Here is a 19,996-nt window from a genome sequence, read left to right on the forward strand (position 1 = left end):
GCTATGAATACGCTATTCGATGCCATCAAAGAGGCCCACCAAGTATTGCGCCCACAAGTGAGAGTGACACCACTGGAGTACAGCCCACTGCTGTCTTTGCACAGTGGTTGTGAAATCTATCTCAAATGTGAGCATCTGCAACACACCGGTTCTTTTAAATTTCGCGGGGCCAGTAACAAACTGCGTTTACTTACTGACGAGCAGCGCCAACAGGGAGTAATCACTGCTTCTACCGGTAATCATGGTCAGGCGATGGCTCTGGCGGGTAAACTGGCGGGAGTGAAATCCACAATTTATGCGCCCGAGCAAGCCGCAGCTATCAAGTTAGAGGCTATCCGCGCCTTAGGGGGTCATATTGAACTGATTCCTGGAGATGCATTAAATGCAGAACTGGCGGCGGGTGCTGCCGCGCAACAGCAAGATAAAGTCTATATTTCCCCTTATAACGATAAGCAGGTCATTGCTGGACAAGGCACTTGTGGTATGGAGATGGTTGAGCAACAACCTGATCTTGATGCTGTTTTTGTGGCGGTGGGCGGCGGTGGCCTAATTTCCGGTATTGCGACGGTATTAAAGAAACTCTCTGATAAAACGCAGGTGATAGGTTGCTGGCCAGCCAATGCAACCAGCATGTATACCTGCCTGGAAAGAGGTCAAATTCAGGATGTTGCCGAGCAAGAGACACTGTCCGATGGCACTGCGGGCGGGGTCGAGCCGGGTGCTATCACCTTTGCGCTGTGCCAACAGCTAATTGACCAAAAAGTGCTGGTGAGCGAGCAGGAAATTAAAGAAGCCATGCGTTTAATTGCCCGCACTGACCGCTGGATGATCGAAGGGGCCGCAGGTGTCGCTTTAGCCGCCGCGCTAAAACTGGCACCACAGTGGCAAGGTAAAAAAGTCGCGGTAGTGCTATGCGGGAAAAATATCGTACTGGAAAAATATCTGGGGGCCGTCAGCGAATGATTATCCTGAGTAAACAGCAAATTCTCGACAAGTTCGACGCTGATGCCATCACCTTGCTGCTCAAAGACGGTTTTATTGCTTTCAGCCAAAAGCAGGTACAAATGCCCCCAGTACAACATTTACTGTTTGAGCAAGCCAATGGTGATTGCTGTATTAAAAGTGGCTATTTACAGGGTGACAAGCTGTTTGTGGTAAAGGTCTCAAGCGGTTTTTATCATAACCCCGCTCAGGGTCTTGCCAGTAATCAGGGAGTGATGATGGCATTTTCTGCACAAACGGGCGAGCCACAAGCCCTGCTATTGGATGAAGGCTGGCTAACCGCGCTACGTACCGCGCTCGCCGGGCGTATTGCTGCCGAACTTTGTGCGCCACGAAATATTCGTGCTATCGGCATCGTTGGTACAGGTATGCAGGCACGCCTGCATCTGATGTACCTGAAAAGTGTCATTTCATGTCGCCAGCTATGGGTCTGGGGGCGCAGTGAAACGGCATTAGAGGAATATCGGCAATATGCTCAAGCGGAAGGTTTTGACGTTAATACCACACAAAATGCCGCAGAGTTAGCCCGTCACTGCCAATTGATCGTCACCACCACACCAAGCCGGGAAGCCATTTTGCATGCCGTGGATATTCAGCCCGGCACTCACATTACCGCTGTCGGAGCCGATGGCGCAGGCAAGCATGAGTTAGCGCCTGATTTAGTCGCAAAAGCCGATAAAATATTGGTGGACTCATGGGAGCAATGCACTGAATTTGGTGAAATTTCTCAAGCATTCCAGCGAGGAATGTTAGCCCATCATTCCTTGACTGAAATTGGGGTGGCTTTAGCGCAAAACGGGCCTTTTAGAAATAACGATCAGCAGATTACCTTGGCTGATTTAACCGGTTTGGGCATTCAAGATGTGCAAATTGTGAAAGGCATTTTAGAATAATCTCGCCACCTGATTTAGGCTGATATCCTCACTGTTGAGGCCGATAAACAGCATTTATCGGCCTCAACAAAATTAAATGACAAACTTCTCAATAGCCATCGCCACACCATCTTCGCTGTTGGTTCCGGTCACAAACTGCGCGATTTCTTTCAGTTCAGGAATGGCATTTCCCATCGCCACACCCACACCAGCATAATTAACCATGGCGATATCATTGCCCTGATCACCCAGAGCCATGACATTCTCTTGCGCGATGCCCAAATGCTCTGCCAGCATTTTTACCCCCGTTCCCTTATCAACCCGCTTACTCAAAATCTCTAGGTAAAAAGGCGCACTCTTCATGATGGTGAAGCGCTCAAAAGCCTCGGCAGGCATCATCTCTAATGCATGATCCAGTTTTTCAGGCTCATCAATCATCATCACTTTTGGGAAGCGCAGTGTTGGGTCCATCTCTTCTACCGCGCGGTACTTCAATGGAATACCGGTCAACATCACTTCGTGCAGAGTATATTTACTGATATCTTTGTTTGCGGTGTATAAGGTATCAAAATCAAAAGCTTGGAAACTCACCCCCATTTTACGTGATAAAGCCTCAAAATAGAGATAGTCTTCAAAACTGATCGTTTCCTGCAAAATACATTCACCGGTCGCTGCTTTTTGTACCAAAGCCCCGTTATTGCTGATGCAATAATCACCGCTACCTTCCATATTCAACTCACGCAGATAACGTTGAACCCCGATATAAGGGCGTCCCGTCGCCAGTACCACGCAAACACCTTTCTCACGAGCAGCGGCAATCGCCTGTTTTACCCGTGGGGTCACTTCATGCTGTGGATTAAGCAACGTGCCATCCATATCAATAGCGATCAGTTCAATAGCCATAAGGCCCTCATTTATATTTAACTCATAACCGATGCTAACGCGATATTGCGATCAGATTCTAATGAGTCCGTGCGCCGCATCAGTACCACAGAGAAAGGAATTCCGAATTGCGTCCTATCCACGCAAAAAAAACCCAGAGACAGCTTCCTGCTCCGGGCTTTCTATCAGACAATAATCAATCTGATCAATTAGATATCGATATTCGCTGCACGCAGCGCATTCTCTTCGATAAAGGCACGACGAGGTTCAACCGCATCACCCATCAGAGTGGTGAATAATTGGTCTGCTGCAATAGCGTCTTTAACCATCACACGCAGCATACGGCGGCCTTCTGGATCCATGGTGGTTTCCCACAATTGTTCCGGGTTCATCTCGCCCAACCCTTTATAGCGTTGGATTGCCAGACCACGACGAGACTCTTTCACCAACCACTCTAACGCGCCTTCAAAGCTGGAAACCGGTACACGGCGGTCACCACGCTCAACAAAAGCACCTTCTTCAATCAGGTCTCGCAGTTTGTCGCCGAGCAGACAGATTTTGCGATACTCACCACCGTGGATGAAATCAAAGTCCAGCTCATAATCCGTATCAACCCCGTGGGTACGAATACGTAATATTGGCTCGAACAATTGACGCTCACGGTTTTCGCGCACCACTGAACTGTAGCTACTGCCATGCTGTTCTTTTTCATTCAGCATGGACACCAGCGAATCAATCCACTGCGTCACAACCTCTTTATTGGTTAAATCTTCTTCTTTCAGCGTTGGCTGATAAATCAGGTTATTCAGCAAAGCACGCGGATAACGGCGTTCCATACGCGCGATGGTTTTCTGTACGCTGTAATGTTCAGCAACCAGTCGCTCTAATGGCTCACCGGACAATGCAGGCGCATGTTCATTGATGTGCAATGCTGCCCCATCCAATGCCAATGTCATCTGATACTGTTCCATCGCATCATCATCTTTGATGTATTGCTCTTGCTTGCCTTTCTTCACTTTATACAATGGCGGTTGAGCGATATAGACATGACCGCGCTCAATAATTTCCGGCATTTGGCGATAGAAGAACGTCAGCAGCAAAGTACGGATGTGTGAACCATCCACGTCGGCATCGGTCATGATGATGATGCTGTGATAGCGCAGTTTGTCCGGGTTATATTCATCCCGACCAATACCGCAGCCCAACGCAGTAATCAGGGTGGCAACTTCTTGTGAAGAAAGCATTTTGTCAAAACGCGCTTTCTCAACGTTCAGAATTTTACCTTTCAGCGGCAAAATCGCCTGATTCTTACGGTTACGGCCTTGCTTCGCAGAGCCGCCCGCAGAGTCCCCTTCCACTAAGTAGAGCTCGGACAATGCAGGGTCACGTTCTTGGCAGTCAGCTAACTTACCTGGCAAGCCACCTAAATCCAACGCCCCTTTACGACGGGTCATTTCACGAGCTTTACGCGCCGCTTCACGGGCACGGGCTGCATCGATAATTTTACCGACGACGATTTTGGCGTCAGTCGGGTTTTCCAGCAGATACTCAACCAGCTTCTCGTTCATCAGCGTTTCAACCGCCGTTTTCACCTCAGAAGAAACCAATTTATCTTTGGTCTGTGAGGAGAATTTAGGGTCTGGCACTTTCACGGAAACCACAGCAATCAGGCCTTCACGGGCATCGTCACCGGTTGCACTGATTTTCGCTTTTTTACTGTAGCCTTCTTTATCCATGTAGCTGTTCAGAGTACGGGTCATTGCCGTACGGAAGCCCACTAAGTGAGTTCCCCCATCACGCTGCGGAATGTTGTTGGTGAAACAGTAAATGTTTTCTTGGAAACCGTCGTTCCACTGTAAGGCCACTTCTACGCCGATATCGTCTTTCACGGTGGAGAAATAGAACACTTTCGGGTGGATCGGGTTTTTATTTTTGTTCAAATACTCAACAAACGCCTTAATACCGCCTTCATAGTGGAAGTGGTCTTCTTTATCGTTACGTTTGTCTCTTAGTTTGATGGAAACCCCAGAGTTCAGGAACGACAGCTCACGCAGACGTTTAGCTAGGATTTCATATTGGAATTCAGTGTTATTGGTGAAGGTCTGGAAACTCGGCCAGAAGCGCACGGTTGTCCCGGTTTGATCGGTTTCACCCACCACTTTCAGTGGTGCCTGCGGCACACCCATTCTGTAAGTCTGCTCGTGAACTTTACCTTCACGGCGGATCACCAGCTCCAGTTTTTCAGACAAGGCGTTAACAACCGACACACCTACGCCATGCAGACCGCCGGAAACTTTGTACGAGTTATCGTCAAATTTACCACCAGCATGCAACACAGTCATGATGACCTCTGCCGCCGATACCCCTTCCTCGTCATGCATGCCGGTTGGGATACCACGACCATCATCCTGTACGGAAACGGAGTTATCCGAATGGATGGTCACCACAATCTCTTTACAGTGACCCGCGAGGGCTTCGTCGATAGCGTTATCCACAACCTCGAATACCATGTGGTGCAGACCGGTACCGTCATCAGTATCACCGATATACATGCCCGGACGCTTACGAACCGCATCCAGCCCTTTTAATACCTTGATACTTGAGGAGTCATAAGTATTCGACATCAACGTTTCTCGCTCATTTTTAATCCTGTGGTTGAACCTCTATTTTGCCATGTTCCACACGGAACATCTTGCCCTTTTCGCCCACCATGTCAGTCACTTGTTCAGCGCTCACTGCGCTGACAAAAACCTGTGCCTGAGTCGCCTTTAAACGCTCGGCTAATAATCGACGACGACCGGTGTCTAATTCGGAAGCAAAATCGTCAAGCAGATACAGGCAACGCCGCCCGCTCTGTCGGGTGAGAAACTCACCCTGCGCTAACCGCAGTGCGCACATCAGCAACTTCAGCTGACCGCGCGATAGCAAATCTTCTACCGGCGTACCATCGGCCCGAATGCGAAAATCCGCTTTATGTGGCCCGACGGCGGTATAGGTTAGCGCTCTGTCACGCTCAAACTGGCGTTCCAGCAACTCACCATAGTCACTCTCTTTATCCCAGCCGCGCTGGAAAGAGAAACTCAGGGCGAACTCTGGCAGGAACAGGGCGCATGTAGCTGAAATATCTGCCGCAATTGCATCACTGTATGCCGCCCGCCACTCACTAATACGTTCAGCCAGCGGGATAATTTCTTGATCCCAAGCCCGGATTTGCGCATAGCGACTAACCTGGCGCAGCGCGGCGTTACGCTGCTTAAGTAATCTTTTAAGATTGCTCCAGGCCGTAAAAAAACCGGGTTCATTATGAAAGCAACCCCAGTCCAAAAAAGCGCGCCGAAACTTTGGCCCACCATTCAATAACGTAAAACCCTCAGGGGTAATCAGTTGCATCGGCAGCATTTGTGCCAATTCAGCCACTTTATGGCCATCAGTGCCATCAATGCGCACTTTGGTATCACCCTGCCGGCTTTTGCTCAATCCCACGGACGATTCGCGCTCATTGGCATCAACCCGACCATGTAAAACAAACTCAGCACATTCATGACGAATCACACGACCGGCCTGTAAACTTCGAAAAGCGCGACCATGGCCAAGGGTATAAATCGCCTCCAACACACTGGTTTTACCACTGCCGTTGGGGCCGACTAAAAAATTAAAACCCGACGCCAGCGCTAAGTCTGCCGATTCAATGTTGCGAAAATCTTTTATCAGTAAACGCGTCAACGCCATGAAACTGCTTCTTATTCTTGTATCCCTGACCTCGGGCGTAATTGTCGCAGACAGATTGGGCGCAGACAGCGCACTGTCACCGGAGCGTACTTCAGCTCAATCCCAAGCTGGCAAGTAAAATAACCCGCTATAGATCACAGACGCATTGGCATGACAACATAAGCTGCAGCCTGGCTCGCCCCATCTTCAATCTGCACACTCGATACCGAGTCGGTCAGTAATAGGTTCACATCTTCGCATTTGAGCGCATTCAGCACATCAAGCACATAGCTGACGTTGAAACCGATCTCCATTTCCTCCCCATCGTAGCTAACATCAAGAATCTCTTCCGCTTCTTCCTGCTCAGGGTTATTAGCGGTGATTTTAAGCTGATTTTGGCTAACATACAGCCGCACGCCACGAAACTTCTCGTTAGACAAAATGGCGGCGCGAGAAAAGGCCTGTTTCAGTAAATCACAGCTTGCCTGTAGCGTTTTATCAGGATTTTTCGGCAAGACACGACGGTAATCCGGGAAGCGGCCATCAACCAGCTTCGAGGTGAAAATGAAATCACTCACATGTGCGCGAATATTGTTACTGCCAATTTGTAGACGCAGCGGTGTATCTCCGCCATCCAGCAATCTCACCAACTCCATCACACCTTTACGCGGCACGATCACCGAATGTGAAGGTAACGTCTGGCCCACTGGCATTGAACAAACCGCCAACCGGTGACCATCAGTTGCGACAGTACGCAGCTCTTCGCCTTCAGTCTCAAACAGCATGCCGTTCAAGTAATAGCGCACATCCTGATGGGCCATTGAGAACTGGGTAGACTCAATCAGACGTTTCAATGTTGCTTGCGGTAAAGTGAATTCAACTTCACTCTGCCAGTCATCCAGATTCGGGAAATCTGCCGCAGGTAAAGTAGACAGCGAGAAACGACTACGGCCAGAACGCACCAGTAGGCGATCACCATCTAATGCAACGGTAATTTCAGCCCCTTCCGGCAACCCGCGCCAGATATCAAAAAACTTCCGTGCAGGCACTGTCGTTGCACCCTGAGTATGGGGCTGAGACAGCGCCACGCGCGCGACCATCTCCATTTCTAAATCGGTGCCGGTCAGCAGCAAAGAGTCTTCAGTGACTTGCAACAACAAGTTACCCAAAATTGGCAACGTAGGACGTCCACCCAGCGGGCTACTGACCTGTTGCAGCGGTTTTAGCAGATGCTCACGTTCAATGATAAATTTCATAGCGCTAGGAGGATAATGTTCTGATTAAGTTAGAGAAATCTTCTTTGATGTCGTGGCTTTCCTCACGCAATTGCTCAATCTTGCGGCAAGCATGCAACACCGTGGTATGGTCGCGGCCACCAAACGCATCGCCGATTTCAGGCAGGCTGTGGTTGGTTAACTCTTTCGCCAGTGCCATCGCCATTTGGCGTGGACGGGCCACCGAACGGGAACGCCGTTTGGAGAGCAGGTCAGCGACCTTAATTTTATAATATTCAGCAACTGTCTTTTGAATATTATCGATAGTAACCAGCTTTTCCTGCAATGCCAGCAAGTCACGCAGAGCTTCACGAACAAAATCAATCGTGATGGCCCGGCCCGTAAAATTGGCATTGGCGATCACCCGATTCAATGCCCCTTCCAGTTCACGAACATTGGAACGCAGACGCTTGGCAATAAAGAACGCAACCTCACCCGGCAAGCGAATATCATTTTCATCCGCTTTCTTCATCAGTATCGCGACACGGGTTTCCAGTTCCGGCGGCTCAATTGCCACCGTCAGGCCCCAGCCAAAGCGCGATTTCAGACGATCTTCTACCCCGTTGATCTCTTTTGGATAGCGATCTGAGGTCAAAATGATCTGCTGATTGCCTTCCAGCAAGGCATTAAAGGTGTGGAAAAATTCTTCCTGAGAACGCTCTTTATTGGCAAAGAACTGAATATCATCGATTAATAATGCATCAACCGAACGATAATAGCGCTTAAATTCTTCTATTGCGTTGTTTTGCAAGGCTTTAACCATATCCTGTACAAAACGCTCCGAATGCATATACACCACTTTGGCATTGGCTTTACGCGCCATGATGCCATTCCCTACTGCGTGTAACAGGTGGGTTTTACCCAAGCCTGTTCCGCCATAAAGGAATAGGGGGTTATACGCACCACCCGGATTATCAGCAACCTGACGTGCAGCAGCACGCGCCAGTTGGTTAGATTTACCTTCAACGAAGTTATCAAATGTGTGCTTAGGGTTCACATTCGAACGGTAAGAAAGTTCAGGCTGCGCGGGCGAACTGTCCCAACTCGGACGCACAGGGGCACTGCGGGTAACCGGAGCAACAGGCGCGCTAACACTGGCTGTCACTGGATGACTGTGTGCTCTTACCGCCGGTTTGCTGCCCACTTCAAAACGCAGCAAAGGCACTTCGGTGCCACAGAAATCATTCAGCAAGCCATTGATATTGTTTAAGTACTTATCACGGACCCAGTCCAGTACAAAACGATTAGGTGCGTAAAGCGCCAGAGTATTGTCACTCAGTTCCGCCTGTAGGGGGCGTATCCACATACTAAATTCTGTGGCAGGTAACTCATCCTGCAATCGGGCAAGACACTGCTGCCAAAGCGAAAGTGACACGGCGGACTCCACTCGAACAAGATCAATAAAAGAAAGAAATCAGGATTTTTTGTAACTCATCGTTTTTGACACACGCCAATATGGCCTGTAGCAAGCCAAAGTGACATGCGAACCGTTTTTCGGTTGTTTTACGACTCACACCCTCCCAAGATCCCGGAGTAGTGATCCCAGAGTAGTGGATGCGATCGGAATGGCGGATCATAGCGCAAAAGGCGCAATAGATCCTCCCCTTCCTCACAGATTAGATCCTTTTTATCCACAGGGCACAACTTCTGTTCGGAGTGTAACCTAGCGCACAGCTTTTCGTGCCCCTCATCATCAGCGATCCCAAAATATTTCAGAATATACTGAAATCACTTTCCTCTTTTCTGGCAACTGATCCTCATTAATATTTTAAGGATCACGCGGCGATCCTTGCGATTTATCCGGGAGTCCGTATAATCCTCAGCCCTACGTGTGATGCCTGATCTCTTGATGGCTTTGGCCAAAAAGAAACCAGCGGTGAACACGGACAGGCTCTTGGTAAACTCCCGATACAGAAAACTTCTGTGCGGGCGGACGCAATGTCAATTGACTCAGGACTGTACAATTATTACAATCCCGCTTCTTTATATGTTGCGATTGAGGCGTCGGTGTCTTCACTCCGAGCAGCCAAACGCGTTTACTGAATCAGTAATTATTTTAAGTTTAGGTAGAAATCGCTATGAAACGCACTTTCCAACCGTCCGTATTGAAGCGCAACCGTAGCCACGGTTTCCGTGCTCGTATGGCCACCAAAAATGGTCGTCAAGTTCTGGCTCGCCGTCGTGCGAAAAGCCGTTCTCGTCTGACTGTTTCTAAGTAATAAAAGCTAACCATCTAAGTGGTTAAGCTAGCATTTCCTAGGGAGTTACGTTTGTTAACTCCCAGTCATTTTACTTTCGTCTTCCAGCAGCCACAACGGGCTGGCACGCCGCAAATCACCATCCTCGGCCGCCTGAACGAGCTGGGGCATCCCCGCATTGGTCTCACCGTCGCCAAAAAACATGTCAAACGTGCTCATGAACGTAATCGGATAAAGCGCCTAGCGCGAGAAAGTTTCCGTTTGCATCAGCATACTTTGCCATCAATGGATTTTGTCGTTTTGGTGAAAAAAGGTGTGGCTGACCTCGATAACCGTGCGTTGACGGAAGCTTTGGAAAAATTATGGCGTCGCCACTGTCGCCAGGCTCCCGCATCCTGATCGGGCTAATCAGGGGCTATCAGCTCGTGATTAGTCCGCTGCTGGGGCCGCGTTGTCGTTTCCATCCGACGTGCTCTCATTACGGAATTGAGGCATTGAGCCGGTTTGGGATGATAAAAGGCAGTTGGTTAACACTGAAACGCGTATTAAAATGCCACCCTTTGAACCCAGGTGGCGATGATCCCGTGCCGCCGAAACCCGACGATAACAGAGAACACTAACGATGGATTCGCAACGCAATCTTCTACTCATCGCTCTGCTGTTCGTGTCTTTCATGATCTGGCAAGCCTGGCAAGTGGATAACAACCCACAACCAGCTGCTCAGACCACGCAACAGACTGCGAATACTGCTACCGGTGATAAAGCAAGCCAGGCTGTGCCAGGCAGTGGTCAGGGTCAACTGATTACTGTAAAAACTGATGTGCTGTCTCTGACCATTAATACCCGTGGCGGTGACATCGAGCAGGCTAACCTGCTGGCTTACCCGGATGCTCTGGGTTCAGACAAAACTTTCGAATTACTGGAAACCACCCCTGCGTTCATTTATCAGGCACAAAGTGGCTTGACGGGCAAAAGTGGTCCAGACAACCCAGCTAACGGTGAGCGCCCGCTGTTCGAGGTGCCTCAAACCAGCTTTGTATTGGCTGATGGTCAAGATGAACTGCGCATTCCACTGACCTTCACCGGTAAAGATGGCTCTGTTTTCACCAAGACTTTCGTGCTGAAACGTAATGACTACGCCATTGGTGTGGACTACCACGTTAAAAACGCCTCAGAAGCCCCGCTGGAACTGACGCTGTTTGGTCAATTAAAGCAAAGCATCAACTTGCCTAAACACCGTGATACTGGCAGCAATAACTTTGCGCTGCATACTTATCGTGGTGCGGCTTACTCTTCTGATGAAACTAAATATAAAAAATACAGCTTTAGTGATATCGAAGACAAAAACTTGGACATCACCACCAAAGGTGGCTGGGTAGCGATGTTGCAGCAGTATTTTGCAACTGCATGGATCCCAACAGCTAACGAAACCAACACGTTCTACTCCGCTGATTTGGGTAACGGCCTCGCAGCGATCGGCTTCAAAGGTGCGCCTGTTGTCATTCAACCCGGCGAGCAGAAGCAACTGAGTGCAACCTTATGGGTTGGTCCAGAAATTCAGGACAAAATGGCGGCTATCGCGCCACATCTGGACCTGACTGTTGATTATGGTTGGTTATGGTTTATTTCTCAGCCACTGTTCAAACTGCTGAAATTCATTCACAGCTTTGTCGGTAACTGGGGCTTCTCCATCATTGTTATCACCTTTATCGTGCGCGGTATCATGTACCCGCTGACAAAGGCGCAATACACCTCGATGGCAAAAATGCGTTTGCTACAGCCTAAATTGGCTGCCATGCGTGAGCGTATCGGTGACGATAAGCAGCGTATGAGTCAGGAAATGATGGCGCTGTACAAAGCTGAGAAGGTTAACCCACTGGGTGGCTGCTTACCGCTGATCATTCAGATGCCTATCTTCCTGGCGTTGTATTACATGTTGATGAGCTCTGTTGAATTGCGCCATGCGCCGTTCATCTTGTGGATTCATGACCTGTCAGCACAAGACCCGTACTACATTCTGCCGATTCTGATGGGTATCACCATGTACTTCATTCAGAAGATGTCACCAACGACCGTGACTGACCCAATGCAGCAGAAGATCATGACCTTTATGCCGGTCATCTTCACTGTATTCTTCCTGTGGTTCCCAGCAGGTCTGGTACTGTATTATATCGTCAGTAACTTGGTGACCATCCTGCAACAGCAGTTGATTTATCGTGGTCTGGAAAAACGTGGTTTACACAGCCGCGACAAGAAAAAATCGTCTTAATATGATAAATGCCCAAAGTAATTGGAGTGACGGTTAGGCAGCAAACAAATGACTCCCGATGAGCTGGTGCAGGTCAGTGATTCGGGTGACCAATCTGCCGAAAGCAGATTGAACGCTGTAACTTCAAGAGCCAAGGGTATGATAGGGCGGTCAATATGACCGCCTTATTCTTTTAGAAGAGAGAAATAACCATGAGCACCACTGACACTATCGTGGCACAAGCAACCCCCCCCGGCCGTGGTGGCGTTGGCATTTTACGTGTTTCTGGTCGTGCTGCCGCCACCGTTGCACAGACCGTGTTGGGTAAATTACCCAAGCCGCGCTATGCCGACTATCTGCCTTTTAAAGATGTTGATGGCAGCACATTGGACCAAGGTATTGCTCTCTACTTTCCCGGCCCGAATTCCTTCACGGGCGAAGACGTGCTGGAACTGCAAGGCCATGGCGGCCCAGTTATACTGGATTTGCTATTAAAACGTATTCTGGCCCTTCCAGGGCTGCGGATTGCCCGTCCTGGTGAATTCTCTGAGCGCGCATTTTTAAATGACAAACTGGATTTGGCGCAAGCAGAAGCTATAGCTGACCTGATTGATGCCAGCTCAGAGCAAGCGGCGCGCTCGGCAGTGAATTCATTACAGGGTGCATTTTCTGTCCGTATCCACCAATTGGTGGAAGCACTCACTCACTTGCGCATCTACGTCGAAGCAGCCATTGACTTCCCTGATGAGGAAATTGATTTCCTTTCAGACGGGAAAATTGAAGGCCAGTTAAACGGCGTAATGGCGGATTTGGAGCAAGTGCGCACAGAGGCCCGTCAAGGTAGCCTGTTGCGTGAAGGGATGAAAGTGGTGATTGCTGGTCGCCCTAATGCCGGTAAATCCAGTTTACTCAATGCATTAGCTGGCCGTGAAGCTGCCATCGTGACTGACATCGCTGGAACAACCCGTGATGTGCTGCGAGAACACATTCACATCGATGGTATGCCACTGCATATCATTGATACCGCCGGTTTGCGCGAAGCCAATGATGAAGTTGAACGCATTGGTATCGAACGGGCTTGGCATGAGATTGAACAAGCGGATCGCGTGCTGTTTATGGTTGATGGCACGACCACTGATGCGACTGAACCCGCGGCTATCTGGCCGGAGTTTATGGCGCGGTTGCCTGCAACATTACCCATAACAGTGGTGCGCAATAAAGCCGATATTACCGGTGAAACCTTGGGTTTAACCGAAGTGAATGGTCACTCACTAATCCGCTTATCCGCACGAACGGGTGAAGGTATTGACCTGCTACGTGACCATCTAAAACAAAGCATGGGCTTTACCAGTAATACTGAGGGGGGGTTCCTGGCTCGCCGTCGTCATTTGCAAGCACTGGAAACCGCCGCACAGCATCTGGTTCAAGGCCATGAACAGTTAGTAAGTGCTCACGCAGGTGAGTTGCTGGCAGAAGAATTACGTTTGGCACAACAGTCTTTGAGTGAAATTACGGGCGAATTTAGCTCGGATGACTTACTGGGGCGCATTTTCTCCAGTTTTTGTATCGGAAAATGAGTGTGACGCCATAGAGCCAACACAGATTATCGCTAATTTTGATAGTCTTGCTCTCTGAGTCTAAACAATTATACCCTTTATCCTTGAAGTTACAGGCAGCATAGCCCCTGCAACTTCAAGGATAAAGGGTATAGGCGCTCGAACACTTAACTCTATCTATAAATTGAGGTATCCATGATTATAAAACCACGTGTACGCGGCTTTATCTGTGTGACTGCTCATCCGGCGGGCTGCGAAGCTAACGTCAAAAAGCAAATTGACTACGTCACTGCAGAAGGCGCAATCGCTAATGGCCCAAAACGAGTATTAGTGATTGGTGCGTCAACTGGATACGGGCTAGCCGCCCGCATTACAGCAGCATTTGGTTGTGGTGCCGATACACTGGGCGTTTTCTTTGAACGTCCGGGTGAAGAAGGCAAACCGGGTACCTCTGGCTGGTATAACAGCGCAGCGTTCCACAAATTCGCTGAACAAAAAGGTCTGTATGCGAAAAGCATCAATGGTGATGCTTTCTCTGATGAGATTAAGCGCCTGACTATTGATGCTATCAAGCAAGATTTAGGTCAGGTTGATCAAGTTATCTACAGCTTGGCTTCACCACGTCGTACTCACCCAAAAACCGGTGAAGTGTTTAACTCCACACTGAAACCCATCGGTCATGAAGTGAAATTCCGTGGCCTTGATACCGATAAAGAAGTGATTAAAGAAGCGGTTCTGCAGCCAGCTACCCAAGCAGAGATCGACAATACCGTAGCTGTCATGGGCGGTGAAGACTGGCAGATGTGGATTGATGCCCTGCTGGAAGCTGGCGTACTGGCACAAGGCGCGCAAACAACTGCGTTCACTTATCTGGGCGAAAAAATCACCCATGATATCTATTGGAATGGCTCTATTGGCGCGGCCAAGAAAGACTTAGACCAAAAAGTTCTGGCTATTCGCGATAGCTTGTCTGCCCACGGCGGCGGTGATGCCCGTGTTTCCGTGCTGAAAGCGGTTGTAACTCAGGCCAGCTCTGCTATCCCAATGATGCCGCTGTATCTATCACTGTTATTCAAAGTGATGAAAGAGAAAGGAACGCACGAGGGTTGTATCGAGCAAGTTTATTCACTGTACAAAGATAGCCTGTGTGGCAGCACACCACATATGGACCAAGAAGGCCGCCTGCGCGCTGACTACAAAGAACTGGCTCCTGAAGTTCAGGAACAGGTACAACAGTTGTGGGATCAAGTCACTAACGACAACATCTATCAGTTGACTGATTTCACTGGCTATAAGACCGAGTTCTTAAATCTGTTCGGTTTTGCTGTTGATGGCGTGGATTATGATGCTGACGTTAATCCCGTGGTAAAAATCCCTAATCTGATTCAGGGCTAATCACTCAAAAACCCGCCACACCATGTGTAGCGGGTTTTTTATTACAATTCTACTTCTCCCCATAATCTTATTCTGATAACGCCCTATTCTATATCTTGATAATTTCTATATATCGAGAATAGATAAGCTAAGTCTATATTCTTCGTTTACGGACAACCCAATAGCCTGCAACCTTATCAATATATTCTCTTTTAGAATCTGAATTAATATTTATTTCACTGGGAAATTATGATGAAAATGCATTCATTGGCGATACCACTATTCAGTTTAATTATTTTAACTTCACTGAATGCTCATAGCGAAGAGAAGAAAACCATTAAGCTAGGGTTTAATCCTGGCCCTTATAAAGAGCAATTCGAGAAAGGCGTAGCACCCTATTTAACAAAGAAAGGTTACCTTATTGAATATAAAGATTTTAATGATGGCATTCAGGTAAATAATGCGGTCAGCACTGGCGAAATTGATGGCAACATCATGCAGCACCCCATTTATCTACAAGCCATTAATGATCGCCTACGTATTGATAATACGGGTATTGTTCAAGTACCAACCCCGCCGATGGGACTATATTCTGATAAACATAAAAAGCATGATAAGCCGAAAGAGGGAGCGTGGATATCAGTGCCAAATCAACCCTCAAATGAGTACCGTGCAGCTCTTTTACTACAATCTATTGGTTGGATAAAATTAAAAGAAAAGATTGATCCCGCGACTTTCTCTCAAAAGGATATTGCAGAGAATCCATATCATTTAGTGATTAAAGAAATGGATAATGCCCAGCAAGTTAGAGCATTGCCTGATGTTGACTTTGGTGCTATTCAAGGAAACTTTGCAGTCTCTAATGGTATAAAACTTACCTCGGCCCTGCAACTTGAAAAACCGACTCCTCAGTTTGTTAATGTGGTAACGGTTGCCGGGAAAAATAAAGATGCTAAATTTGCCAAGGATATTATTGCTGGATATCACTCACCTGAATTCAAAAAATACATTCTGGAAAATGAAAAGTATGCCGGTTATATGCTGCCTGCTTATCTGAACTAATGGAATAACTTGATGATTGAGCTTCAGCATATTTCTAAAACATTTGAACGCAAAGGGATAAAACTTCAGGCGCTTGATGATGTCAGTTTAACTATCGACGATGGCGATATATTTGGCATTATCGGCTATAGCGGAGCGGGAAAAAGTACCTTACTGCGGATGGTCAATTCACTGGAAAGTCCTACGTCAGGAAATGTCGTGATTGATGGTAAGAATTTGCATGAATTTAACCATGAACAGCTTAGACTCCTGAAAAAAAACATTGGGATGATATTCCAAAATTTTAATTTACTGGAATCAAAGACCGTTTTTAAAAATGTCGCTATGCCGCTTATCTTATTAGGAAAAAATAAAAAATTTATTCAGGAGCGAGTTGCTGAATTACTGGATTTTGTTGGGTTGGGTGATAAAAGTCATAGTTTCCCAAGTGAGCTATCGGGCGGTCAAAAGCAGCGGGTCGGCATAGCTCGCGCACTGGCAACGAACCCTTCAATTCTATTATGTGATGAAGCAACGTCATCACTGGATCCGCAAACTACCGCTCAGATTTTACTCTTACTGAAGAAAATAAATCAGCAATATAATATTACCGTGCTGCTGATTACCCATGAAATGTCAGTCATCCAAAAGATATGTAATAAGGTGGCAGTCATGGAGAACGGCCAGATCATTGAACAAGGCTCAGTATTAACCGTCTTCGGTCATCCTACTCATCCTACAACCATTAACTTTGTACGTACCGTAATAAAAGACAGTTTGCCTGAGAGTGTAAAAAAACAATTAGACAGCAGTCATGCCGGTCGCCAATTCAGATTAGCGTTTATGGGAACTATCGCCACACAACCGGTCATTAACCAGTTAATCAAACAATATGACATCGACGTCAACATCCTGTTTGCCAACATGTCAGAGATACAGGACACCACGCTGGGTCATATGGTGCTGCTATTAACCGGAGATAACCACACGATTGAAAGCGCCATCACTTATCTGGCAGAAACAGGAATTGATATACAGGAAATAAATTGATGATCGAAACGGCAATTACTCTGGAGCAATTTATCCAGGCACTGCACGATACCTTGGTGATGGTCAGTATTTCTTTGGTGATCGGTTCTCTTATTGGTATTCCTTTAGGTATTTTACTGGTGGTGACCCGGCCTGGCGGGCTTATTAAGAATCGTGTTTTTTATAATATTCTTAACCCTATTATCAATATTATCCGCTCACTGCCCTTTATTATTTTGATGGTGGCGATCATTCCGCTGACCCGCCTGATTGTGAATACCACCATAGGCACTTCAGGGGCGATTGTGCCACTGATTATTTTTATCGCACCTTATATTGCTAGGCTGGTCGAAAATTCACTGCTGGATGTTAACCCCGGAATTCTGGAAGCCGCAAAATCGATGGGGGCGACGCCATTACAAGCCATTTGGTATTTTTTGTTACCTGAAGCTCTTTCATCGTTAATATTGGCATTGACCACCGCAACCATTGGCCTGATTGGTGCAACAGCGATGGCCGGTACTGTCGGTGGTGGCGGGATTGGCGATTTGGCGATTACTTACGGTTATCAGCGTTTTGATACTTTCGTGACGGTAACCACGGCCATTGTATTAATTATCACCGTGCAACTCATCCAGTCGCTGGGGAATTTATTTGCTCGTAAAATTCGTCGTGAGTGATCAAAAAACCCCTTTTGTTTATCAAAAGGGGTTTCGATTTTTTGCATCTTCGTGAGGAGTGAATTAAACCTTAAAGCCGCTGATCACCGTTTCCAACTGCAATGTTTGATCCTGCATAGCTTGAGCCGCAGCCGCTACTTGCTCCACCAGCGCCGCATTTTGCTGTGTCGAGTTATCTAACTGATTAATTGCCAAGTTAACCTGTTCGATCCCCAAGCTTTGCTCCTGACTGGATGCCATAATTTCATTCATCAATGCCGCCACATTGGAGACACCGCTCATCAGGTCATCCATGGTTGTTCCTGCGTCAGCCACTAACCCCGTACCAATAGCAATATCCGCGACCGAGTCTTCGATCAGCTTTTTAATTTCGCGCGCAGAAGTCGCGGAGCGTTGAGCCAAATTACGCACTTCGGAGGCCACGACAGCGAAGCCACGCCCCTGCTCACCCGCTCTGGCGGCCTCTACTGCCGCATTCAGCGCCAGAATATTGGTTTGGAAAGCGATGCTATCAATCACACTGATGATATCGACTATTTTTTTCGATGAATGATTGATAGACCCCATAGTATCCACGACTTGTTTCACTACCGTGCTGCCTTTTACCGCAACCGTTGAGGCATCCATCGCTAATTGGTTGGCGTGGCTAGCATTATCCGCATTTTGTTTCACTGTACTGGTGAGTTCATCCATTGATGCAGCAGTCTGTTCAATGGAGCTGGCTTGATCTTCAGTTCGGGCGGATAAGTCCAGATTACCACTGGCGATTTGGCGAGAAGCAGAAGCTATCGCCAAACTGCTTTCACCCACTTTCCGCATCATTTGCTGCAAATAGTCGATAAAATCATTGAAGCTCTGGTTAATGGCATTGAACTCCGGACTTGTACTTTGTGGCAAGCGCTGGGTTAAATCAGCCCCACCGGCTGACAGTGCGGTGATATTTTCTTTCAAAACCGCCAGACGTTTCATAAAGACACGGATAGAAAATACCAAGAAGAGCAGCAATAACAACATAATGGGGATCTGCACTAACCCCAAATGCATCAGAATGCTGTGGCTCTGTTTAACCAATAAGCTGGTAGGCAAATCAGTGACCAGATACCACGGACTATTGGCGATAGGGCGGATGAACAGTGTGTGTGATGTTCCATCGACATCAAATTCACTTTCCAGTGATTTCTGATCTTTCACCTGCGCCAGTAGCCGCTGTGTTTCTGCTGCCATCGGCGAACTGCTGGCAAAATCTGACAAGTTCTTTAACTCAGCTTTACCGTCGGCCAAAGCACTGCTACCCACAATTTTGCCATCAGCTTCAACAATCAGAATGGTGCCATTCACTTTCTGTTCCATCTCTTTAACCAGGCGGTTAAAGAAACCTAAAGTGACGTCTATGGTTGAAACACCATATACCTCGTCACCTTTATAAATCGCCATCGCGCAGTTTGTCCTCGGTTGCGGGCTGGCATCATCTTGATAAGCCTTAGCCCAGGCACAGAAACCTTTGGGAGCATTGAGGCCATCTTTATACCAAGGTTGTTCAAAGTAATTTTGTGACTCTGGCGAGTTCCAATGGGTGTTAACGGTTAATTTATTATCCCCATTGCGGGCAAAGAAGGTGCTGAATTTAATCACCCCTTGCTCACGTTTATTCGGTAATGGCCAAATCCCACCACCAAAGACATTACTGTCGCCATATTGATCCACTAACCCCGGTAATAATTGGTCGATGGTATTACTGTCCATTATGGCAACAGCCTGCGTAATACTACGGGCTTGTGCTTCTACTTTATTCATTTGCGCCGTTATAGCCGTCGCGATTTGGTCGACGCTGTTGCCAATAATGGTGCTTTCAGACTGTTTGAGTTGTGGTGTCACAAAAAACTGAATAACCACCACGGTGATTATCAGCAAGAAAATGAAAAACGCACTAACGAGTAGGGTGAATCGGGCTTGAGTGGTTTTTAGCATTATCGAGTCGCTCAATGTAAGAGAGCTGGATAGCTCCAGATCTATTAACGGCATTTCTCGCACAGACTTGATAACACAAAGAAACGATTTTTTCGTTCCTCTCCTGTGATCACAATTTCAGTGTAATAAACCCGCAACTAGCACTGATTTAAGTGAAATTTAAA

The 19,996-nt window shown here is 47.6% G+C and carries 17 protein-coding genes; 11 read left to right on the forward strand and 6 right to left on the reverse strand.

The window, feature by feature from the left end; all coding sequences use genetic code 11:
• Nucleotides 1-3 precede the first annotated feature (3 nt).
• Both HUZ92_RS09970 and HUZ92_RS09975 read left to right on the forward strand, forming a co-directional pair.
• Entirely contained in the window at nt 4-963 is a 960-nt protein-coding gene (locus HUZ92_RS09970) for a threonine/serine dehydratase (protein ID WP_050295615.1), read from the forward strand.
• Nucleotides 960-1,895 (forward strand): ornithine cyclodeaminase family protein, encoded by a 936-nt coding sequence (locus HUZ92_RS09975; protein WP_050099364.1) that lies wholly within the window; start codon nt 960-962, stop codon nt 1,893-1,895. Before HUZ92_RS09970 ends, HUZ92_RS09975 begins: the two co-directional genes overlap by 4 nt.
• Before the next feature lie 72 nt (nt 1,896-1,967).
• Here the strand turns inward: HUZ92_RS09975 and yidA are convergent, their stop codons facing one another.
• The 5 genes from yidA to dnaA all read right to left on the reverse strand — a co-directional run bounded on the left by yidA (nt 1,968) and on the right by dnaA (nt 9,113).
• On the reverse strand, nt 1,968-2,777 hold the full coding sequence (gene yidA, locus HUZ92_RS09980; protein WP_050099363.1) for a sugar-phosphatase: 810 nt from the start codon (nt 2,775-2,777) through the stop codon (nt 1,968-1,970).
• A gap of 188 nt (nt 2,778-2,965) precedes the next feature.
• Nucleotides 2,966-5,380 (reverse strand): DNA topoisomerase (ATP-hydrolyzing) subunit B, encoded by a 2,415-nt coding sequence (gene gyrB, locus HUZ92_RS09985; RefSeq protein ID WP_050099361.1) that lies wholly within the window; start codon nt 5,378-5,380, stop codon nt 2,966-2,968.
• 19 nt (nt 5,381-5,399) lie between these two features.
• On the reverse strand, nt 5,400-6,485 hold the full coding sequence (recF, locus tag HUZ92_RS09990) for a DNA replication/repair protein RecF (protein WP_050099358.1): 1,086 nt from the start codon (nt 6,483-6,485) through the stop codon (nt 5,400-5,402).
• A 134-nt stretch (nt 6,486-6,619) separates the two neighbouring features.
• Entirely contained in the window at nt 6,620-7,720 is a 1,101-nt protein-coding gene (gene dnaN, locus HUZ92_RS09995) for a DNA polymerase III subunit beta (RefSeq protein ID WP_145579521.1), read from the reverse strand.
• A 4-nt stretch (nt 7,721-7,724) separates the two neighbouring features.
• Nucleotides 7,725-9,113: a chromosomal replication initiator protein DnaA gene (gene dnaA / locus HUZ92_RS10000; protein ID WP_050099354.1), complete on the reverse strand. Its 1,389-nt coding sequence runs from the start codon at nt 9,111-9,113 to the stop codon at nt 7,725-7,727.
• A 703-nt stretch (nt 9,114-9,816) separates the two neighbouring features.
• Between dnaA and rpmH the strand changes: the two genes are divergently transcribed.
• The 9 genes from rpmH to HUZ92_RS10045 all read left to right on the forward strand — a co-directional run bounded on the left by rpmH (nt 9,817) and on the right by HUZ92_RS10045 (nt 17,864).
• Nucleotides 9,817-9,957, forward strand: a complete 141-nt coding sequence (gene rpmH / locus HUZ92_RS10005) for a 50S ribosomal protein L34 (RefSeq protein ID WP_002220736.1) — start codon at nt 9,817-9,819, stop codon at nt 9,955-9,957.
• Between the two features lie 18 nt (nt 9,958-9,975).
• Nucleotides 9,976-10,335 carry a ribonuclease P protein component gene (gene rnpA, locus HUZ92_RS10010; protein ID WP_005161101.1) on the forward strand — a complete coding sequence of 120 codons (360 nt, stop codon included), beginning with the start codon at nt 9,976-9,978 and terminating at the stop codon, nt 10,333-10,335.
• Nucleotides 10,299-10,556 carry a membrane protein insertion efficiency factor YidD gene (gene yidD, locus HUZ92_RS10015; RefSeq protein ID WP_005161103.1) on the forward strand — a complete coding sequence of 86 codons (258 nt, stop codon included), beginning with the start codon at nt 10,299-10,301 and terminating at the stop codon, nt 10,554-10,556. The genes rnpA and yidD overlap by 37 nt, the downstream gene beginning before the upstream one ends.
• Nucleotides 10,557-10,558: 2 nt before the next feature.
• Complete coding sequence (gene yidC / locus HUZ92_RS10020) at nt 10,559-12,205, forward strand: membrane protein insertase YidC (RefSeq protein WP_050099350.1); 1,647 nt, start codon at nt 10,559-10,561, stop codon at nt 12,203-12,205.
• 191 nt (nt 12,206-12,396) lie between these two features.
• Nucleotides 12,397-13,761: a tRNA uridine-5-carboxymethylaminomethyl(34) synthesis GTPase MnmE gene (gene mnmE / locus HUZ92_RS10025; RefSeq protein WP_050295608.1), complete on the forward strand. Its 1,365-nt coding sequence runs from the start codon at nt 12,397-12,399 to the stop codon at nt 13,759-13,761.
• Nucleotides 13,762-13,935: 174 nt separating this feature from the next.
• Complete coding sequence (fabV, locus tag HUZ92_RS10030) at nt 13,936-15,135, forward strand: enoyl-ACP reductase FabV (RefSeq protein WP_050099347.1); 1,200 nt, start codon at nt 13,936-13,938, stop codon at nt 15,133-15,135.
• 231 nt (nt 15,136-15,366) lie between these two features.
• Nucleotides 15,367-16,176, forward strand: coding sequence for a MetQ/NlpA family ABC transporter substrate-binding protein (locus tag HUZ92_RS10035; protein ID WP_174846823.1), 810 nt, complete (start codon nt 15,367-15,369; stop codon nt 16,174-16,176).
• A 12-nt stretch (nt 16,177-16,188) separates the two neighbouring features.
• Nucleotides 16,189-17,205, forward strand: a complete 1,017-nt coding sequence (locus HUZ92_RS10040; protein WP_050295600.1) for a methionine ABC transporter ATP-binding protein — start codon at nt 16,189-16,191, stop codon at nt 17,203-17,205.
• Nucleotides 17,205-17,864 carry a methionine ABC transporter permease gene (locus HUZ92_RS10045; RefSeq protein WP_174846821.1) on the forward strand — a complete coding sequence of 220 codons (660 nt, stop codon included), beginning with the start codon at nt 17,205-17,207 and terminating at the stop codon, nt 17,862-17,864. Before HUZ92_RS10040 ends, HUZ92_RS10045 begins: the two co-directional genes overlap by 1 nt.
• A gap of 63 nt (nt 17,865-17,927) precedes the next feature.
• Here HUZ92_RS10045 and HUZ92_RS10050 read toward each other — a convergent pair whose 3' ends face one another.
• Entirely contained in the window at nt 17,928-19,832 is a 1,905-nt protein-coding gene (locus HUZ92_RS10050; RefSeq protein WP_050099340.1) for a methyl-accepting chemotaxis protein, read from the reverse strand.
• Nucleotides 19,833-19,996: the final 164 nt, after the last annotated feature.

Origin of the sequence: Yersinia vastinensis (genome assembly GCF_902726565.1) — a bacterium.
In the GTDB taxonomy this organism is placed as follows: domain Bacteria; phylum Pseudomonadota; class Gammaproteobacteria; order Enterobacterales; family Enterobacteriaceae; genus Yersinia; species Yersinia vastinensis.

Excerpts from the sequence above, each read along its gene's own strand:
- HUZ92_RS09970 (WP_050295615.1), top strand. The coding sequence starts at position 4 with ATGAATACGCTATTCGATGCCATCAAAGAGGCCCACCAAGTATTGCGC.
- HUZ92_RS09975 (WP_050099364.1), top strand. The coding sequence starts at position 960 with ATGATTATCCTGAGTAAACAGCAAATTCTCGACAAGTTCGACGCTGAT.
- yidA (WP_050099363.1), bottom strand. The coding sequence starts at position 2,777 with ATGGCTATTGAACTGATCGCTATTGATATGGATGGCACGTTGCTTAAT.
- gyrB (WP_050099361.1), bottom strand. The coding sequence starts at position 5,380 with ATGTCGAATACTTATGACTCCTCAAGTATCAAGGTATTAAAAGGGCTG.
- recF (WP_050099358.1), bottom strand. The coding sequence starts at position 6,485 with ATGGCGTTGACGCGTTTACTGATAAAAGATTTTCGCAACATTGAATCG.
- dnaN (WP_145579521.1), bottom strand. The coding sequence starts at position 7,720 with ATGAAATTTATCATTGAACGTGAGCATCTGCTAAAACCGCTGCAACAG.
- rpmH (WP_002220736.1), top strand. The coding sequence starts at position 9,817 with ATGAAACGCACTTTCCAACCGTCCGTATTGAAGCGCAACCGTAGCCAC.
- yidD (WP_005161103.1), top strand. The coding sequence starts at position 10,299 with ATGGCGTCGCCACTGTCGCCAGGCTCCCGCATCCTGATCGGGCTAATC.
- yidC (WP_050099350.1), top strand. The coding sequence starts at position 10,559 with ATGGATTCGCAACGCAATCTTCTACTCATCGCTCTGCTGTTCGTGTCT.
- mnmE (WP_050295608.1), top strand. The coding sequence starts at position 12,397 with ATGAGCACCACTGACACTATCGTGGCACAAGCAACCCCCCCCGGCCGT.
- fabV (WP_050099347.1), top strand. The coding sequence starts at position 13,936 with ATGATTATAAAACCACGTGTACGCGGCTTTATCTGTGTGACTGCTCAT.
- HUZ92_RS10035 (WP_174846823.1), top strand. The coding sequence starts at position 15,367 with ATGAAAATGCATTCATTGGCGATACCACTATTCAGTTTAATTATTTTA.
- HUZ92_RS10040 (WP_050295600.1), top strand. The coding sequence starts at position 16,189 with ATGATTGAGCTTCAGCATATTTCTAAAACATTTGAACGCAAAGGGATA.
- HUZ92_RS10045 (WP_174846821.1), top strand. The coding sequence starts at position 17,205 with ATGATCGAAACGGCAATTACTCTGGAGCAATTTATCCAGGCACTGCAC.
- HUZ92_RS10050 (WP_050099340.1), bottom strand. The coding sequence starts at position 19,832 with ATGCTAAAAACCACTCAAGCCCGATTCACCCTACTCGTTAGTGCGTTT.